The organism is Ramlibacter sp. (assembly GCF_036383835.1).
GTDB lineage: Bacteria > Pseudomonadota > Gammaproteobacteria > Burkholderiales > Burkholderiaceae_C > Ramlibacter.
Window position 1 is genome coordinate 1 of record NZ_DASVNN010000032.1, and the last position, 17,026, is coordinate 17,026.

Annotated in this window: 16 protein-coding genes; 10 read left to right on the forward strand and 6 right to left on the reverse strand. The window is 70.2% G+C overall.

All coding sequences use genetic code 11. The features are described from left to right. The first annotated feature begins 292 nt into the window (after nucleotides 1-292). The gene (locus tag VF522_RS05465; RefSeq protein WP_330907221.1) at nucleotides 293-1,357 is read left to right on the forward strand and encodes an alpha/beta hydrolase; all 1,065 of its coding nucleotides are present in this window, start codon (nucleotides 293-295) and stop codon (nucleotides 1,355-1,357) included. On the opposite strand, the gene VF522_RS05470 is transcribed toward VF522_RS05465, so the two are convergent. From VF522_RS05470 to VF522_RS05490, 5 genes are all read right to left on the reverse strand, one after another. Further along, nucleotides 1,354-2,676: a four-carbon acid sugar kinase family protein gene (locus tag VF522_RS05470; protein WP_330907222.1), complete on the reverse strand. Its 1,323-nt coding sequence runs from the start codon at nucleotides 2,674-2,676 to the stop codon at nucleotides 1,354-1,356. The genes VF522_RS05465 and VF522_RS05470 overlap by 4 nt on opposite strands. Beyond that, on the reverse strand, nucleotides 2,673-3,956 hold the full coding sequence (locus tag VF522_RS05475; RefSeq protein WP_330907223.1) for a ribulose-bisphosphate carboxylase large subunit family protein: 1,284 nt from the start codon (nucleotides 3,954-3,956) through the stop codon (nucleotides 2,673-2,675). The genes VF522_RS05470 and VF522_RS05475 overlap by 4 nt, the downstream gene beginning before the upstream one ends. 2 nt (nucleotides 3,957-3,958) lie before the next feature. Next, nucleotides 3,959-4,510 carry a VOC family protein gene (locus VF522_RS05480; RefSeq protein ID WP_330907224.1) on the reverse strand — a complete coding sequence of 184 codons (552 nt, stop codon included), beginning with the start codon at nucleotides 4,508-4,510 and terminating at the stop codon, nucleotides 3,959-3,961. A 127-nt stretch (nucleotides 4,511-4,637) separates the two neighbouring features. Next, the gene (locus tag VF522_RS05485) at nucleotides 4,638-6,521 is read right to left on the reverse strand and encodes a TRAP transporter large permease subunit (RefSeq protein ID WP_330907225.1); all 1,884 of its coding nucleotides are present in this window, start codon (nucleotides 6,519-6,521) and stop codon (nucleotides 4,638-4,640) included. Nucleotides 6,522-6,537: 16 nt separating this feature from the next. Beyond that, nucleotides 6,538-7,563, reverse strand: a complete 1,026-nt coding sequence (locus VF522_RS05490) for a TRAP transporter substrate-binding protein (RefSeq protein ID WP_330907226.1) — start codon at nucleotides 7,561-7,563, stop codon at nucleotides 6,538-6,540. A gap of 144 nt (nucleotides 7,564-7,707) precedes the next feature. Here VF522_RS05490 and VF522_RS05495 point away from each other — a divergent pair, with 144 nt between their 5' ends. The 5 genes from VF522_RS05495 (at nucleotide 7,708) to VF522_RS05515 (ending at nucleotide 13,023) form a co-directional block, all read left to right on the forward strand. Continuing rightward, nucleotides 7,708-8,730, forward strand: a complete 1,023-nt coding sequence (locus VF522_RS05495) for a LacI family DNA-binding transcriptional regulator (RefSeq protein ID WP_330907236.1) — start codon at nucleotides 7,708-7,710, stop codon at nucleotides 8,728-8,730. Between the two features lie 25 nt (nucleotides 8,731-8,755). Continuing rightward, nucleotides 8,756-10,240 carry an amidase family protein gene (locus tag VF522_RS05500; RefSeq protein WP_330907227.1) on the forward strand — a complete coding sequence of 495 codons (1,485 nt, stop codon included), beginning with the start codon at nucleotides 8,756-8,758 and terminating at the stop codon, nucleotides 10,238-10,240. Nucleotides 10,241-10,369: 129 nt separating this feature from the next. Continuing rightward, entirely contained in the window at nucleotides 10,370-10,504 is a 135-nt protein-coding gene (locus VF522_RS05505) for a hypothetical protein (protein WP_330907228.1), read from the forward strand. 28 nt (nucleotides 10,505-10,532) lie between these two features. Continuing rightward, nucleotides 10,533-10,892, forward strand: coding sequence for a translation initiation factor Sui1 (locus VF522_RS05510; protein WP_330907229.1), 360 nt, complete (start codon nucleotides 10,533-10,535; stop codon nucleotides 10,890-10,892). A 100-nt stretch (nucleotides 10,893-10,992) separates the two neighbouring features. Further along, nucleotides 10,993-13,023: a penicillin-binding protein 1A gene (locus VF522_RS05515; RefSeq protein WP_330907230.1), complete on the forward strand. Its 2,031-nt coding sequence runs from the start codon at nucleotides 10,993-10,995 to the stop codon at nucleotides 13,021-13,023. A gap of 51 nt (nucleotides 13,024-13,074) precedes the next feature. Here the strand turns inward: VF522_RS05515 and VF522_RS05520 are convergent, their stop codons facing one another. Next, nucleotides 13,075-13,689 carry a 3'-5' exonuclease gene (locus VF522_RS05520; protein WP_330907231.1) on the reverse strand — a complete coding sequence of 205 codons (615 nt, stop codon included), beginning with the start codon at nucleotides 13,687-13,689 and terminating at the stop codon, nucleotides 13,075-13,077. A gap of 126 nt (nucleotides 13,690-13,815) precedes the next feature. Here VF522_RS05520 and VF522_RS05525 point away from each other — a divergent pair, with 126 nt between their 5' ends. The 4 genes from VF522_RS05525 to VF522_RS05540 all read left to right on the forward strand — a co-directional run. Continuing rightward, nucleotides 13,816-14,793, forward strand: coding sequence for a tripartite tricarboxylate transporter substrate binding protein (locus VF522_RS05525; RefSeq protein WP_330907232.1), 978 nt, complete (start codon nucleotides 13,816-13,818; stop codon nucleotides 14,791-14,793). Nucleotides 14,794-14,795: 2 nt separating this feature from the next. Further along, nucleotides 14,796-15,440, forward strand: coding sequence for a glutathione S-transferase (locus VF522_RS05530; RefSeq protein WP_330907233.1), 645 nt, complete (start codon nucleotides 14,796-14,798; stop codon nucleotides 15,438-15,440). Nucleotides 15,441-15,500: 60 nt separating this feature from the next. Then, nucleotides 15,501-16,082 carry a molybdopterin-dependent oxidoreductase gene (locus VF522_RS05535; RefSeq protein ID WP_330907234.1) on the forward strand — a complete coding sequence of 194 codons (582 nt, stop codon included), beginning with the start codon at nucleotides 15,501-15,503 and terminating at the stop codon, nucleotides 16,080-16,082. A gap of 108 nt (nucleotides 16,083-16,190) precedes the next feature. Next, the coding region (locus VF522_RS05540; RefSeq protein WP_330907235.1) for a L,D-transpeptidase family protein at nucleotides 16,191-17,026 on the forward strand (836 nt) is incomplete at its 3' end.

Consider the following 17,026-nt stretch of genomic DNA (forward strand, 5'->3'; position numbering starts at 1 on the left):
CGCCCTGGGCGCGCGCAAGACCTGGAGCGACCGCCGCCGCGCCGAGGGCGGCGGCTGCGGAAAGGATCTGCCGGCGGTTGGGCCGCAGCTTGGATTCGGGCATCGACGCCTCCTGTGCTGATGGGCGCTTTCCGGAGCGCGGTTTCGTTCGGGAACGCGGCATGCTACGCCCGGCCGTAGGACGCGCATGCTAGGGAGAACCCAAGCCGCGCTGCGCTGCTCCCCCATCGGGGTGGCTGACGGGCGCGCCGGCGCGGAGCAGACTTTCCGCTCGCCACGCGAGGAGTCCCCCATGCTCGTCTTCACCCACCGCCACGTGCTGCCGCACCACCAGGACGCGTCGGCCTTCGCTCCCGGTTTCGCTCCCGGCGCCAGCCGCATCGGCGTCGCTTCGGTCACCCGCGACGGCGGCAGCCGCTGGGCGGTCGCCGACGTCGACGACGAGGCCAGCGAGGCCGACGCGCTCGACCTGCTGCTGCCGCTGTTCCGCGGTCCGCGGCCGCTGCTCGTCTACATCCACGGCCACGGCACCACGCCCACGCACTGCTTCAACCGCTGCGCCCAGCTGGAAGCGGAATACGACGTGGAAGTGATCGGCTTCTCCTGGGCTTCCGAGGGCCTGCTGTGCGACGGCAGCCCGCTGCCGCGGCTGGAGGCGCCCGACGTGCCGGCGGAAGAAGGCGAGATCGCCATGGTCAATCCCCTGAACCGCAACACGCCGACGGGCCAGCAGCTCGCGCGCCGCTACCACCAGGCCAAGACCAACGCGCTCGATGCCGTCGACGCGCTCGCGCGCTTCCTGCGCCACATGGCGACGGCGCGGCTGATCTCCAACGCGCAGCGCTTCTCGATCGCGGCGCACAGCCTGGGCGCGCACTACCTGCAGAACGCGCTGGAGGTGCCCGGCGCGGCCGAATCGCTGGGCGCGGCCCACAACATCGTGCTGCTCGCGCCTTGCGTGCGTGCCGACGGCCACAAGGGCTGGGCGCACCAGCTGCGGCCGCGCGGCCGCACCTACCTCGCCTTCCACAAGGGCGATTCGGTGCTGTTCGGCGCCTTCATCGCCGACGGCGGCAAGCAGGAGAAGCTGGGCGCGGCGCCCGGCACCGACCTGCTGCGCGGCCCGGGCTTCCGCTATGTCGACTTCTCGAACAGCCAGGTCGGCCTGGGGGCGCACCGCTACTTCGTGGAGCGCCTCAATGCGCACAGCCGCAAGCTGTTCGGCCGCCTGTTCCGCTCCGAGCCGGACGTGCAGGTGGGCGAGGGCGAGCCGGATGTCTACCCCTTCGGGTCCTCGCAGGAGGGCGCCGTGTGGCACATGGCGGTGCCGGCCGCGGATCCGGGGGCGTTCGCCTAGCGGGCGAGCAATTCCTCGAACACGCTCTCCGCGCCCATCTGGCCGCCCTTGAGCATCAGCTCGAGGCCGTCGACGGCGGGGTGCGTGGCATGCGCGCGGCTCACCGTCACACCCGCGCCGAGCGTGGCGGCGCAGGACAGCGCCCAGGGCGCCAGCGCCTGCACGGCGAGGCTCGAGGTGTCGCCGCCCGCGACGCCGACGCGGCGCAGCGGCCGGCCGTCGCGCCATGCGCCTTCGAGCACTTCACGCAGCAGCCGCGCCGATGCGGCGGCGACGTCGCGCGCCTGGCGCGTGTCGGCGGCGGCGGGATCGTCCGGCGCGCTGAAGGCCAGCACGTGGCGGCCGGCGCGCAGCGCCTCGCCGATCGCCTGCACTGCGCGCGCACGGGCCTGGGCATCGAGCAGCGTCGCGCTGGAGATAGTCAGGGGCTGGTAAGAGCGCGCGGCGCGCACCTGCCGCGCCGTCACCGGGGACAGGCTGCCGGCCAGCACGAACACCGGCCCGGATGCAGGTGCGAGCCGCGGTGCGGAGTGCGGCTGCGAATCCGTGCCCCAGTGCGCCACCAGCGCTTGCGCGACGCTGCTCGGCCCCACGGCCAGCAGCCGCTGCCGCTGCGCGGAATCCCAGAGCAGGCGGCCCAGCGGTCGCAGGTGGTTGGCATGGGCCACGTCGAACAGCACGGCGGACGACGCTGCATCGGCGGCTGCGCGCAGCGCCGCGTCCTGTTCGTCCTCGCGCAGGTCGTAGACCGGATAGTGCAGCGCGCCCATCGTCTCCAGGCCCTGCAGCGCGAGGTGCCGGCGCAGGTCCGCCTCGTGCATCGGCGTCACCGGATGCTGGCGCATGGTGGGGTGGCGGTCGATGCGTTCCACCGCGCCGCCGCGGCCGGACGCGGCGAACAGGTTGCTGAAGGCGCAGTAGCGGCCCAGGCTGGGCTGGCCGCCGGCGATCGCCACCATCGGATTTTCCACGTGCGGGCGCAGCGTGGCCACGGCCGCGCCGATGCTGCCGGTGCCGGGTGCGCTGTCGAAGGTGGAGCACACCTTGTAGTGCAGCACCCGCACCTGCTGGCGCGCGAAGAACGCGCCGGCCGGCGCGAGCTCGCGCCGCATCGCATCGGGCGCCATGCTGCGCGTGGCGCCGGCGATGCCCACGGCATCCGGCGGTCCGCCCAGCACGCGCTGCGCTTCGTCCTGCTGCTGCTCCGAGGGCACGCCGAGGAACAGCAAGGCGCGCAAGCCGGCCTGCGTGAACACCGCCAGCGTGTCGCTCGCGCCGGTGAAGTCGTCGCCGTACCAGCCCACGCGGGGAGAGGTCATCCCGCCTTCCTGCCGAAGAACTCGATGGCGTGGCGCAGTTCGGGCGAGCGCGCGGCGCGGTCGGCGAGCGTCTCGCCGCGCTGCACCGCGTCCCATGCCTGCTGCAGGCTGGCCACGCCGGCGGCCGGGCCGTCCGGGTGCGCGAGGATGCCGCCGCCGGACATGAACAGCAGGTCGTTGCTGCGCACGCTGTCCCAGGTGGCCGGCACGGTGCCGGCCCACTGGCCGTTGGAGAAGGCGGGCAGCACGCGGTCGTCCAGGCCTTCGGCCAGCGGCGCCAGCGTGTCGTGCGCCGACTCGATCACCTCTTCGTCGGTCTGCGAGAACTTGCCCTGCAGGCCGTGCACGTGCATGTGGTCGACGCCGGCGAGGCGCCACAAGGCCTGCCAGGCCTGGAAGGAGAATCCCAGCAGCGGATGGCGCGACAGCGCGCCGTAGCCGTTGCGGTGGCCGTGGATCGCGAGGCTGGTGTGCCGGCGCAGCGTCTGGATCGCGGAGTAGCCGCACCAGTTGAGGCTCGCCATCACGCAGCTGCCACCTTCCCGTTCCACCAGGTCGGCGTGGCGGCGCATGGCGTCCGTGTCGTCGCTGATGTTGAAGGCCACCATCACGAGCTTGCCGGTGCGGTCGCGATGGGCGCGCACGCGGCGCATCACCGCGCGCACGCGCTGCTCCAGCGGCGCATGGGCGGGATTGGCGCAGACCTCGTCGTCCTTGATGAAATCGACGCCGGCTTCGCACAGCCGCCCGGCCAGTTCGCCGGTCTCTTCCGCCGACAGGCCCACGTTGGGCTTGACGATGGTGCCGATCAGCGGACGGCCTTGCACTCCGGTGAGACGGCGCGTGCCGTCGATGCCCTGCACGGGCATGTCGAACTGGCGGCGGTAGGCCGCCGGCAGGCGCAGCGACTCGAGCCGCAGCCCCGTCACTTCGCCGAGGTCGAACAGGTTGCCCGAGACGGTCGCGGCGAGTGTCGGCAGGTTGGCGCCGACGTTGGCGACCGGAAAGCTCACCCGCAGGCGCGCGCGCTGCCAGCGCTGCGGCTCGCGCAGCATGCCGCGGCGTTCCATCCAGCCATTGGGCAGCGCGGGACGCTCGGCCACGTCCAGCAGTTCGATGGCTTCCACGTTGGCGCGCGCGCGTTCGCGCAGGGCGTCCGTCTCGCCCTCGACCCGCGCGAAGGTGCCGCAGGACTGCTCGCCCGCCAGCACCTCGGCCACGTGCGCCGGGTCCAGCGGCGTCTCGATCAGGTAGCTGGCCTCGAAGCGATCGTCGCGCATCGTCACAGCGTGTCCAGGTCGGGAAAGGGCCGCACGGGATCCTTGCCGTCCCAGTCGAGGGCGGCGTCGCGGATCAGGCGGAACAGCTTGCCCTTGGGGCCGGCGACTTCCGACAGCTCCACGACGGTGCCGGGATGCCGTCCGGGATGCGAACGGTCCTCGAAGTAGACGAAGCGTCCGTTCTCGCCGACCTCGCCGCCCATGCACACCTCGAAGCCGGCGGCTTCGGCGCGCTCCAGGTCGGCGTCGAAGTTTTCCGTCCAGTAGGCGAAGTGTTGTGCGCCCTGGTGGCCCGCGCGGATGAAGTCGCGGTACATCGAGGGCACGTCGTTGCGCACCTGCAGCAGTTCCACCTGCAGGCCGCCGGCATTCGCCAGCGCCACCGAATTGTGCGGCTCGTAGCGCTCGCCGCGGTAGGTGTAGTTGCGGATCGGCACGCGCGGGTTGTAGAACCACGGGCCCACGCCCAGCACGTTGGCCCAGTAGTCCATGGCCGCCTCGATGTCGGGCACGAGGTAGGCCACCTGGCGGATCTCGCCGAAGAATCTGCTCATTGCGAAAGTCTTTCGATGGGTTGGCGTCATCCCCGCGGAGGCGGGGAACCAGGGCTTGCGAACCGCGCGCTCGCGCGCAGCCCTGGCGAATGCCCTGGGTTCCCGCCTCCGCGGGAATGACGGCGGGTCATTTCAGGAAACCGATGGAGATCCAGGGCACGAAGGCGACGACGACGAGACCCACCAGCAGCGCCAGGATGTAGCCGCCGATGTGCGGCAGGCCCTCGTCGGGATGGATCTTGCTGATGGCGCAGGCGCCGTAGTAGCCCACGCCGAAGGGCGGCGCGAACAGGCCGATGCCCATGGCGAAGATCACCACCATCGCGTAGTGCACCTCGTGGATGCCCACCGCCTTGGCGATCGGGAACAGCAGGGGACCGAACAGCACGATCGCCGGGATGCCTTCCAGCACGCTGCCCAGCACCACGAAGGCGACGATGGAGATCGCCATGAAGCCGAGCGCGCCGCCGGGCATGCCCTTCATCCAGGTGGCGAGGTCCTGCGAGAAGCCCGATTGCGTGAGGCCCCAGGCCATGGCGGTGGCGCAGCCGACGATGAAGATGATCGCGCCGGTCAGCGAGGCAGTCTCGACCAGCATCGGCTTGAGCCGCTTCAGGTCGAACTGGCGGTGGATGAACACGCCTACCAGCACCGAGTACACGATGCCGATGGTGGACACCTCGGTGGCGGTGGCGACGCCTTCGACCACCGCGGCGCGGATCACGAAGGGCAGGGCGATGGCGGGCAGCGCCACCAGCAGGAAGCGGCCGATCTCGCGTTTGCCGTAGCGGGTGACGCCCGACAGGTCCTCGCGGCGGTAGCGCCACCACACCACGGCGCACAGGAAGGCGCCCACCACCACGGCCGGCAGCAGGCCGCCGGTGAACAGGGCCGCGATCGACACGCCGGTCACCGAGCCGATGGTGATCAGCACGATCGAAGGCGGGATCGTTTCGGTCTGCGCGCCGGTGGCCGACAGCAGCGCCACCAGGTCGCCCGGCTTCGCGCCGCGCTTCTTCATCTCGGGGAACAGCACCGGCGCGATCGCCGCCATGTCGGCGATCTTGGAACCGGAGATGCCCGACACCAGGTACATCGCGCCGATCAGCACGTACGACAGGCCGCCGCGCACGTGGCCCAGCAGGCTGGCGAGGAACTGGATCATGGCTTTCGCCATGCCCGTCATCTCGATCAGCGCGCCGAGGAAGATGAACAGCGGCACCGCCAGCAGGATCAGGTGCGACATGCCTTCGTCGAGGCGGCCCACCATCACCAGCAGCGGCGTGCGGGTGGTGAGCGCGAGGTAGCCGAAGGTGGCGAGCGCGAAGGAGAAGGCGATCGGCACGCCGCCGAACACGCAGGCCGCGACCAGCACCACGAAGAAGATCACCAGGTTCAGCTTGCCGAGCGGCGCGAGCGCCGGGCCGGCGAACCAGAACAGCGCCACGACCGCCGCCGTCGCGGCGAGCGCCAGCGCGATGCGGCGCGGCGCGTGCTGGCGGAACAGGCGCAGCAGCGCGACGATGCCCATGAGCCCGAGGCCCACCGGAATCGCGCTGGCGCGCCAGGCGTTGCTGATCTCCATGGCGGGACTCACCACGGGGACTTCCTCGTAGGCGTACTCGAAGGCCGGCCACATCACCAGCGCGAGGAAGGCCAGTGGAATCGTGAGGGCCAGTGTTTCCAGCATCGCCTGCGCCCCGGGACCGACGCGGCTGACCAGGCCCGTCATGCGCATGTGCTCGCCGCGGCGCAATGCCACCACCGCGCCCAGCATCGACAGCCACAGGAACAGCACCGAGGCGAGTTCGTCGGACCACACCAGCGGCTTGTGGAAGACGTAGCGCGCGACCACGCCGGCGAGCAGCACGCAGATCTCCACCAGCACCAGGCTGGCGGCGAGGGTCTCGACGACGGCGCCGAGGCCGCGGTCGAGGCGGTGCGCGGCGCCGCCCACGGCGGCCTGCGACGGCGGCACGGGCGCCGCGTCGTGCGTCAGGGATGCGGACATGGGCGGATCCGCGGGTTCAGGCGAGCTTGCCGACCGACTGCTCCAGCAGGCCCCAGGCCTCGTCGCCGAAGCGGCCCTTCCACTCGCCGTAGAAACCGGCTTCGCGCAGCTTGGCGCGGAAGCTGTCGGGGCTGGCCTTGTTGAAGGCGAGGCCCTTGGCGGTGAGGTCGGCCTGCAGGGTTTCGTTGAGCTTCTTGATGTCCTCGCGCTGCTTCAGGCCGGCGTCGTTGATCGCCGTGGAGACGATGCCCTTCAGGTCGGCGGGCAGGCCGTCCCACATGCGGCCGTTGGCGATGAACCAGAAGCCGTCCCAGATGTGGTTCGAGAGCGAGCAGTGCTTCTGCACCTCGAACAGCTTGGCCACCTGGATGATGGGCAGCGGGTTCTCCTGCGCGTCGACGATCTTCGTCTGCAGCGCGGAATAGACCTCGCTGAACTGCAGGCTGGCGGGCGAGGCGCCCAGGCCCTTGAACATGCTCACCGACAGCGGGCTCACCGGCACGCGGATCTTCAGGCCGTCCATGTCCTTCGCGGAGGCGATCGGCGCCTTGCTGCTGGTCATCTGGCGGAAGCCGTTGTCCCACATCTTCTCGAAGGCATGCAGGCGCATCTTGGCGATCGCCGAGCGCACGTGCGCGCCGACCTTGCCGTCCATGGCGTTCCACACCTGGCCGTAGTCGGCGAAGGCGAAACCGGTGGCGTTGATCGCGGCCACCGGCACCAGCGTGGCGATCACCAGCGCCGACGGCGTGAAGAAGTCGATGCCGCCCGAGCGCACCTGCGCCAGCATGTCGGTGTCGCCGCCCAGCTGGTTGTTCGGGAAGATCTTGATCTCGACGCGGCCCTTGCTCTCCCTGGCGACGCGGTCCGCGGCTTCCTGCGCGCGCACGTTCAGCGGATGCGTCACCGGCAGGTTGTTGCCGTACTTCAGCGAGTACTCCGCGGCGTGCGCGAAACGCGGCACGGCGGCCGCGAACGTGGCGGCGGGGAGGGCGCCGAGCTGGCGCAGAACGGTACGGCGCGTGGCGGTCGTCCGGGTCATGGTCTTGTCTCCTGGTCTGAGGGGTTTTGAGGTCTTCTGAGGACGTCCGGCTTGTCCGCCCCCTTGAGTGCCGCTAGAGTAGGCGCCAGAGGCCGGACGCGTCAAACCGGCGATTTGAGGGGTTCTGAGGTGTCCCTGCCGCGCATGGAAGAAGTGGCGCTCCGCGCCGAAGTGTCGCTCGCCACGGTGGACCGGGTGCTGCACGGCCGCAGCGGCGTGCGCGCCTCCACGGTGCAGCGGGTGATGCGCGCGGCGTCCGACCTGGGGTATGCCGCGCCCGCGCAGACGCAGGCCGCGATCGCGACCAGGCCGCTGCGCCTGTCCTTCCTGATCCCGGAGGGCAGCAACCGCTTCCTGCGCATGCTGGGCGACCTGATCGGCTATTCGCACGAGCACTGGGAGCCGTTCAACGTGCGCTGCCAGGCCGAATACATCGAGAGCTTCGATCCGGCGGCGCTCGCGCGGCAGTTGCTGCGGCACGGCAGGAAGAGCGACGGCATCGCCTTCATGGCGCTGGAGCATCCGGTCGTGCGCGAGGCGGTGGCCGAACTCGCCGACCGCGGCGTGCCCACCATCACGCTGATCTCCGACCTGTCGAACTCGCGCCGCGCCGCCTACGTCGGCCTCGACAACCGCGCGGCGGGCCGCACCGCCGCTTACCTGATCGCGCGTTTCATGGGCCCGGCCGCGCGCAGCGGCGGCGCCAAGGTGGCGATGATCGCCGGCTCATTGAGTTATCGTGCGCACGAGGAGCGCGAGGCCGGCTTCCTGCACCTGTTCGACGAGCAGTATCCCGGCGTGCGCGTGGTGGGCCTGCGCGAAGGGCACGACGACGCGCAGAAAAACTACCGGCAGGCGCGCGCCCTGTTCGAGCAGCACCCGGACCTCTCCGGCATCTACAACATCGGCGGCGGCGCCGAAGGCATCGGCCGCGCGATCCACGAGGCGCGGCTGGCCGCCAAGCCGGTCTTCATCGGCCACGGCCTCACGCCCGACACGCGCGCCCTGCTGATCGACGGCACGATGGACGCGGTGATCACGCAGAACCCGCAGGGCGCGGTGATGAACTGCGTGCGCATCTTCGCCAACCTGCGCGACGGCCGCGAGCCGAACAGCGGGGTCGAGCAGGTGCGCAGCCAGGTGGTGTTCCGCGAGAACCTGCCCTGAGCACGGCCGCGCCACAATGGCGCCGATGAACTTCGTCCTCGAAGAAGCAACCATCGACGGCATCCATGCCGCCTTCCGCAGCGGCGATCTCACCGTCGTCGAACTGGTGCAGGGCTGCCTCGCGCGCATCGAGGCGTACGACCGCCGCGGTCCCGCGCTGCGCGCGATGATCACCGTGAACCCGAAGGCGCTGGAGGAAGCGGCGCGCCTGGATGCCCAATACCGGGCGAAGCAGGGCCGCGTCGGTCCGCTGCACGGCATCCCGGTGATCCTGAAGGACAACTTCGACACGAAGGACATGCCCACCAGCGGCGGCAGCGTCGCCATGAAGGATTCGCAGCCCGCCGCCGACGCCTTCACGGTGGAGCGGATTCGCCAGGCCGGCGCGCTGATCCTGGGCAAGGCGAACCTGCAGGAGTTCGCGCGCGGCGGCGTGTCGGTCAGCAGCCTCGGCGGGCAGGTGCTCAATCCCTACGACCTCACGCGCACGCCGGGCGGCTCCAGCGGTGGCACCGGCGCGGCGATCGCCGCCAGCTTCGCCGTGCTCGGCACTGGCAGCGACACCGGGCAGTCGATCCGTTCGCCCGCCTCGGCCTGCAGCCTGGTGGGCGTGCGGCCCACGCGCGGGCTGGTGAGCCGCGGCGGCGTCATGCCCAACAGCTTCACGCAGGACGAGGCCGGGCCGATCGCGCGCACGGTGAAGGACGCCGCACTGCTGCTCGATGCGATGGTGGGCTACGACCCGCGGGATCCGGTGACCGCGCTGGGGATGGGCAAGCCGCCGCGTAGCTACGCGGCGGGCCTCGATGCGAACGCGCTGCAGGGCGCGCGCATCGGCCTGCTGGAAAACCTCTGCGGCGCCGAGGCGCGGCATGCGAAGGTGAATCGCGTGATGGAGCAGGTGATGCGCACGATGGAGTCGCAGGGCGCGACGGTCGTGCGCTTCTCCCTTCCCGGGTTCGACGCGCTGGCGGCCAACGTGAGCACCGACCGCTTCGAGGCGCGCGCCGCCTTCGACAGGTACTTCGCGGGGCTCGGCCCCCACCAACCGGTCACGAGCTTCCGCCAGCTCGTGGATACGAAGACTGCCTCTCCGGACATCCAGAAGACGATGGAGGCGGAGATCGCGATCGAGGATGGCCTCGCCGACGCCACCTACCGCGAGCGCATGCTCAACCGCGACAACTTGCGCGTGCTGGTGGCGGCGGCGATGGCGGACCTGCAACTGGATGCCATCCTCTATCCGCTGCAGCGCGTGCTGGTGGCGCGCGCGGGCCTGGCGGAGCAACCGGAGCGCAATGGCATGCTGTCGCACGGCACCGGCTTTCCGGCGGTGACCTTCCCCGGTGGATTCTCCGAGCCGAGCGCGACCGCGCCGCTCGGCGTGCCGATCGGCGCCGAGTTGCTCGCACTCGATTACAGCGAGGCGAAGTTGCTGTCCTGCGCTTACGCTTTCGAACAGGCGGCGCGCGTGCGCAAGCCGCCCGCGAGCACGCCGCCGCTGTACTGAGTACCAAAGCACGCGCAAGCCCCTGATGCGCGCACGGTGCCTCCCGTTCGACCGATGCAGGCGCGCGCACCGGGTGCTAACTTTGCTGCAGGGCGTTGACCGGCATCCCGCCAATTCGAGGAGGGCGCCATGCAGATCCTTCACCAGATTTCCCGGGCCGTGCCGAGTTCGTATGCGGAGCACTCCATGAACTCGGTCGAGGTGTGGGTGTTGCTGATCGCGGCGGTCGTCGTCGTGATCGAGTGGATCGCTTCTCGGCGGTGATCCGCCGCGCGGGCATACTTCGCCCGCGATGAAACCGAAATCCTCCAGTGGCGGCCTGGTGTACTCCACCGAAGGCGGCCGCATGTGCCCGGTGTGCCGCCGGCCCACGGTCCAATGCACCTGCCGCAAACCCGCGACCGAAGCCGCGCCTTCCGCCGACGGCATCGTGCGCGTGCTGCGCGAGACCAAGGGCCGCGGCGGCAAGGCGGTGACCGTCGTGCGCGGCGCTGCCGGCGACCTGCTGAAGCTGAGCCAGGAACTGAAAGCCGCCTGCGGTTCCGGCGGCACCGTGAAGGACGGCACGATCGAGGTCCAGGGCGACCACGTGGAAAAGATCATGGCTCTGCTGCAGCAGCGCGGCGTGAAAGTGAAGCGCGCGGGCGGTTAACATCGTTCGCTCGTTACAACCTTTGACCTCGTGAGCTGAACCGTCCGCTTGCGACCGAGTCCTACATGGCTCAGCCAAACTCCCCACTAGATTGCTCCCGATGAATCCGGCCTTCGTCCGGGCCCAGGCCTGGACCGTCGCCCAGTTGCGACGCCTGCGCGACCTCGCTCGCCGCCACCCGGCCAAGGCGGTGCTGGCCCTGCCCACGCTGATCGTGCTGTACCTGCTGGTGCTGATCCCGTTCACGCCCAGCATCTCCGACTTGCGCAAGGCGCGCGCCGAGGAACCGAGCGTGCTGATGTCGGCCGACGGCGTGGTGCTGGCGGAATTCAAGCGCGTGAACCGGCAGTGGGTGCCGCTCAAGAAGATCTCGAAGCCGGTGGTCGATGCGCTGATCTCCACCGAGGACCGCCGCTTCTACGAACACCACGGCATCGACGTGCGGCGCACCGGCGCGGCGGTGCTGAACACCCTGCGCGGCAAGCGCGAGGGCGGTTCCACCATCACGCAGCAGCTCGCCCGCAACATGTACCCGGACGAGATCGGGCGCGCGGTGTCGGTCAACCGCAAGGCCAAGGAGGCGATCACCGCGCTGAAGATCGAGGCGGTGTACTCGAAGGACGAGATCCTCGAGACCTACCTGAACACGGTGCCTTTCCTCTACAACGCGTTCGGCATCGAGATGGCCGCGCGCACCTATTTCGACAAGTCGGCCGACAAGCTCGACGTGTCGGAGGCCGCCACGCTCGTGGGCATGCTCAAGGGCACCGCCTACTACAACCCGGTGCTGAACCCGGAGCGCGCGCGCGATCGCCGCAACCTGGTGCTGGCGCAGATGGTCAAGGCCGGCAAGCTCGACGAAAAGCGCGCCGAGGTGCTGGCCGCGCGGCCGCTGCGGCTCGACTTCGAAAAGCAGAACGAGCCGATCGGCATCGCCCCGCACGTCGCCCAGCACCTGCGCAAGTGGCTGATCGCCTGGGCCGACAGCGAGGACCACGACATCTACGCCGACGGCCTGGTGGTGCGCACGACCATCGACACGCGCCTGCAGAAGGCTGCCAACGCCGCGGTCGCGCGCCAGATGCGCCAGCTGCAGGACCTCGCGGACCGCAGCCGCCGGCGCGGCGAAGAACGCCAGCTGCTGCAGGCGGGCTTTCTCGCGCTCGATCCGCGCAGCGGCCAGGTCAAGGCGTGGGTGGGCAGCGCCGACTTCACGCAGGCGCAGTTCGACCACGTGAACCAGGCGCGGCGCCAGCCCGGTTCCACCTTCAAGCCCTTCGTGTACGGCGCGGCGTTCCTGCAGGGCATGTCGCCCGAGGACACCTTCATCGATGAACCGGTCTCGATCCGCGAGCACGGCTCCGGCGTCTGGAGCCCGCGCGATTCCACGCCGCCCAGCTACCAGCCCATGACGCTGCGCGACGGCCTCGTGCACTCGCGCAACAGCATCACCGCGCAACTGGTGCAGAAGGTCGGCCCGGCCAAGGTGGCCGAGCTCGCGGCGCAGCTGGGCGTGCGCGACAGCAAGCTGGACGCCGTGCCCTCGCTGGCGCTGGGCACGAGCCCGGTGACGCTGCGCGAGATGGTGTCGGCCTATGCCACGCTGGCCAACAACGGCCGCTACGTCGGACAGCCGCAGCTGATCACGCGCATCGAGGACAAGAAGGGCCGCACGCTGGCAGTGTTCACGCGGCCGCAGATCGTCGAGGCGATGCCGCGCGCGACGGCGCTGCAGCTGGTGAACGTGATGCGCGGCGTGGTCGACGAAGGCACCGGCACGGCGATCCGCACCCGCTACGGCATCCAGGCCGACGTCGCCGGCAAGACCGGCACCACGCAGGACAACAGCGACGGCTGGTTCATCATGATGCACCCGCAGCTGGTGTCGGGCGCCTGGGTCGGCTTCAGCGACAACAAGGTGGCGATGGGCGAGAGCTGGGGGCAGGGCGCCCGCAGCGCGCTGCCGATCGTGGGCGATTTCTTCACGCAGGCCTTGCGCACGCACGCGGTCGACGCGCGCGTGGAATTCGACATCCCGCGGCCGCGTCCGAAGCCGCCCGAGCCGCCGCGCGATCCGGTGGGCGACGTGATCAACGACCTGATCGGCCGCCTGTTCAAGATCATCCAGTGACGGTCCCCTGCTTGTCATTGCGGGCTTGACCCGCAATCCATGGATCCCGGGTCAAGCCCGGGATGACAACTCATCCGGCAGCCCCAGCGCGTGATACACGCGCAACGCCGCCCACGCATCGTTCGCCGCGTACAGCAGTTGCGACGCCGTCAGCTGCCGGTGCGACCAGTTCGACGTCGCCGCGCGCTTCGACTTCAGGTAGCGCCGCTCGAACAGCACCGCGATCGCCGCCTTGATGCCCATCTGCCGGCGGTAGCCGAGCCTGCGGAACACCGTGTCGAGGTCCAGCACGTCCAGGGGCTCGACGCCCAGCTTGTGCGTGATCCGGCGCTTGTCGTCGTGCAGGCCGAAGCCCGCCTTGACGATTCCCGGCTGCGACAGCAGCTCGCCGGTGATCGCGCGGCAGCGCGGATCGTGCAGCTGGAACACGAAGGCCGCCTCCAACGTGGCGAGCTGCACGACGTGCGGCCCGTCCGAAGCCTCGCCGGCCGTGAAGGTCGGGCGCGATTCGGTGTCGAAGCCCCACACGGGCTCCTGCAGCAGGGCATCGGCCGCCAGGCGGGCCTGCTCGGCCGTGCTGACCACGGCGATGCGTTCGAGGCCCAGCCGCTCGAAGGGCTCCAGCAGGGCGATCTCCTCGGGCGCGGGCAGGGCAGGGGACTCCATGGCCCGAGAGGATAGCGGGCGCGGCTGTCCGCTGAGCGACGGAAGACGCGGAAACCCTAGGCGTGCGGGGCGCGGGAGGCCTCCAGAATCGGTGGCATGCCAACCCGTACAGCACAGGAGACTTCGATGCAACGCTCGCGCCTGCGCGTCCTCGCCGCCCTCGCCGGCCTCGGCCTGGCGGCCACCGCGCCTTTCGCCGTCCACGCCCAGGCCCACTGGCCGACCAAGCCGATCCGCATCGTCGTGACCTTCCCGCCGGGCGGCGCGCCCGACACGCTGGCCCGCGTGCTCGCCGAGAAATGGGGCTCCCTCGGCCAGCCGGTCACGGTGGACAACAAGCCGGGCGCCGGCGGCAACATCGGCGCCGACATCGTGGCCAAGGCGCCGGGCGACGGCTACACGCTGGTGGTGGGCACCGTCGGCACGCACGCGATCAACGCCGCGCTGTACGACAAGATGCCGTACAACCACCTGAAGGACTTCACGCCGATCACCTTCCTCGCCTCCACGCCCAACCTGCTGGTGGTGAACAAGACGGTACCGGCCAACAACGTGAAGGAGCTGATCGAGCTGGCGAAGAAGCAGCCGCTGTCCTTCGGGTCCGCCGGCAGCGGCACTTCGATCCACCTCTCCGGCGAGCTGTTCAACACCATGGCCGGCGTGAAGATGCAGCACATCCCCTACAAGGGCCGGGCGCAGGCCATCCCCGACCTGCTGGGCGGGCGCGTGCAGCTGATGTTCGACAACGTGCCGTCCTCGCTGCCGCTGGTGAAGAACGGCGAGCTCAAGGGACTGGCGGTGACCAGCGCGCAGCGTTCGCCCGCGGCACCCGACATCCCCACGGTGGCGGAGTCCGGCATTCCCGGCTTCGAGGCGACCTCCTGGTTCGGCCTGTACGGCTCGCCCGGCATCCCGCGCGACGTGCAGATGCGCATCAACGCCGAGACGCTCAAGGTGATGGCGATGCCGGACGTGAAGGCCAAGCTCAACGGCCTCGGCCTGGAGATCAACACCGGCACCCCGGAAGCGCTCGTCACCTTCATGCAGGCCGAGACGGTGAAGTGGGCCAAGGTGGTGAAGGAATCGGGCGCGAAGGCGGACTGAGCATGTTGACGCTGCACGGCTTCGCGATCAGCAACTACTACAACAAGGTCAAGCTGGCGCTGCTGGAAAAGGGCATCCCCTTCGAGGAGAAGCACGCGGGCGTGAAGGAGAAGGACGAGGCGCTGCTGCGGCAGTCGCCGCTCGGCAAGATCCCCTTCCTCACCACCGAGCAGGGCTGCGTGTGCGAGAGCCAGCCCATCCTCGAATACCTGGAGCAGGCCCATCCCGGGACGCCGCTGCTGCCGAAGGATCCCTTCGCCGCGGCCAAGGTGCGCGAGCTGGTGACCTTCCTCGACTGGCACCTGGAGATGGCGGCGCGGCAACTCTATCCGGCCGCCTTCTTCGGCGCGCCGCCGCTGTCGGAGGGCAATGCCGCGCGCATCCGGCGCGAGTTGGAGCAGAAGATCGCGGGCTTCCAGCGCCTGGCGAAGTTCTCGCCCTACGTGGCGGGCGACACCTTCACCATGGCCGATTGCTCCGCCTTCGCCGACCTGCCGCTGGTGGGCATGGCCACCAAGGCGGTCTACGGCGAGGACCTGCTGCTGGCCGCCGGCGTGGACTACAAGCCCTACGTGAAGTTCATCGGCGAGCGGCCCGCCGCGCAGAAGGTGGTGGCGGACCGCAAGGCGGCGCAGGGACAGGCGTAGGGTCCCGGTCCCGCCGCGGTCTATCATGCGCCGCGGCCGCCGGCCGCTTCGGAGGAGGACATGGACAAACGCCAGTTCCTGGCCGCGGCATTCGCCGCGGCGAGCGTGCCCGCCGGCGCGCAGGCCCCGGCCGCGCGCGGCAAGCGCGGCCCGGCGCTGCTGACCGTCACGGGCGAGGGCGTGCGGCCCAACCGCGGCGCCTTCGACCCGGTGCGCGACCAGATGATGGCGAAGCAGAAGCTCGCCTTCGCCAAGGCGCATGCCTTCGACTTCGCGACGCTCGCCGCGATGCCGTCGCGCACCATCCGTCCCACGCTGGAATACGACCGGAAGCCGCACGCGCTGTCCGGCCCGGCGCTGGTCGACGTGCTGCGCGCCGCCGGCGTGCGCGCAAGCGCCGGCAGGCTCGCGATGCGCGCGGTGGACGGCTACGCGCCGACGATCTCCATTGCCGATGCCGCGAAGTACGGATTCATCGTCGCGACGCACCTCGACGGCCAGACGATGGCGCTCGGCGGACTCGGGCCGCTGTGGGCGGTGTACGACGCCGACCGCTTTCCCGACATGGCCGCGAAGCCGGTCGACCAGCGCTTCGCGCTGTGTCCCTGGGGGCTGTACCACATCGACGTCCAGGCAAGCTGAGCGCTAGGGCGCGGTCAGCACCGCGACTACCTTGTGCTTGGCCGCGCGACTACAAGGCGCGCGCGCGGCCAGCGCTACGGTAGGGCAAAGCCATAGGGAGTCTTTGCCATGTACAACAACCCCGTCCTCCTGCGCGCCCTCGCGCTCGCGCTGCCCCTGAGCCTCGCGGCGGTCGCGCCCGCGGCGCTCGCGCAGCAGAAAGCGTCGAAACCCGGCGCGCATGCGGCCTCCACGCATGCGTCGACAGCGGCCGTCGTGCCCGCGGGCTTTCCCGCCGACGCCACCGCGCACATGACCGCGCTCAATGCGGACAGTGCCATGCCGGTGCTGAAGCACGGTGACAAGGGCCCGGCGGTGATCCGCGCCCAGGTGATGCTGGACCGCCAATGGTTCTCGGTCGGCGAGATCGACGGCAGTTTCGGCACCAACATGAAGAAGGCGCTGGCCGCGTTCCAGCAGTCGCGCGGCCTGCAGGAGACGGGGCAGGTCGACGAGGCCACCTGGCAGGCGCTGTCGCAGCAGCAGGCCCCGGCGTTCGGGACCTACGTGCTCACGGAGCAGGACGTCAACGGGCCCTACGCGAAGATCCCGAAGGACGATCCGGTGGCCCAGTCGCAACTGCCCTCGCTGGGCTACGAGGGCATGTCCGAGGCGGTCAGCGAACGCTTCCACATGAGCCCGAAGCTGCTGGCCGCCCTCAACAAGGGGCGCAACCTGCAGGCCGGGCAGGCGGTCGTGGTGACCGACGTCGGCCGTGCGGCGGCCATGCCCAAGGCGGCGTCGCTGCGCATCGACAAGTCGGACCAGATGCTCTACATGCTCGGTGGCGACGGCCGCGTCATGGGAGCCTTCCCCGTCACCATCGGCGGCCGGGAGTTCCCGCTGCCCGATGGCACGCTGCAGATCGTGGCGCAGGCCAAAAACCCGGACTTCAGCTACAACCC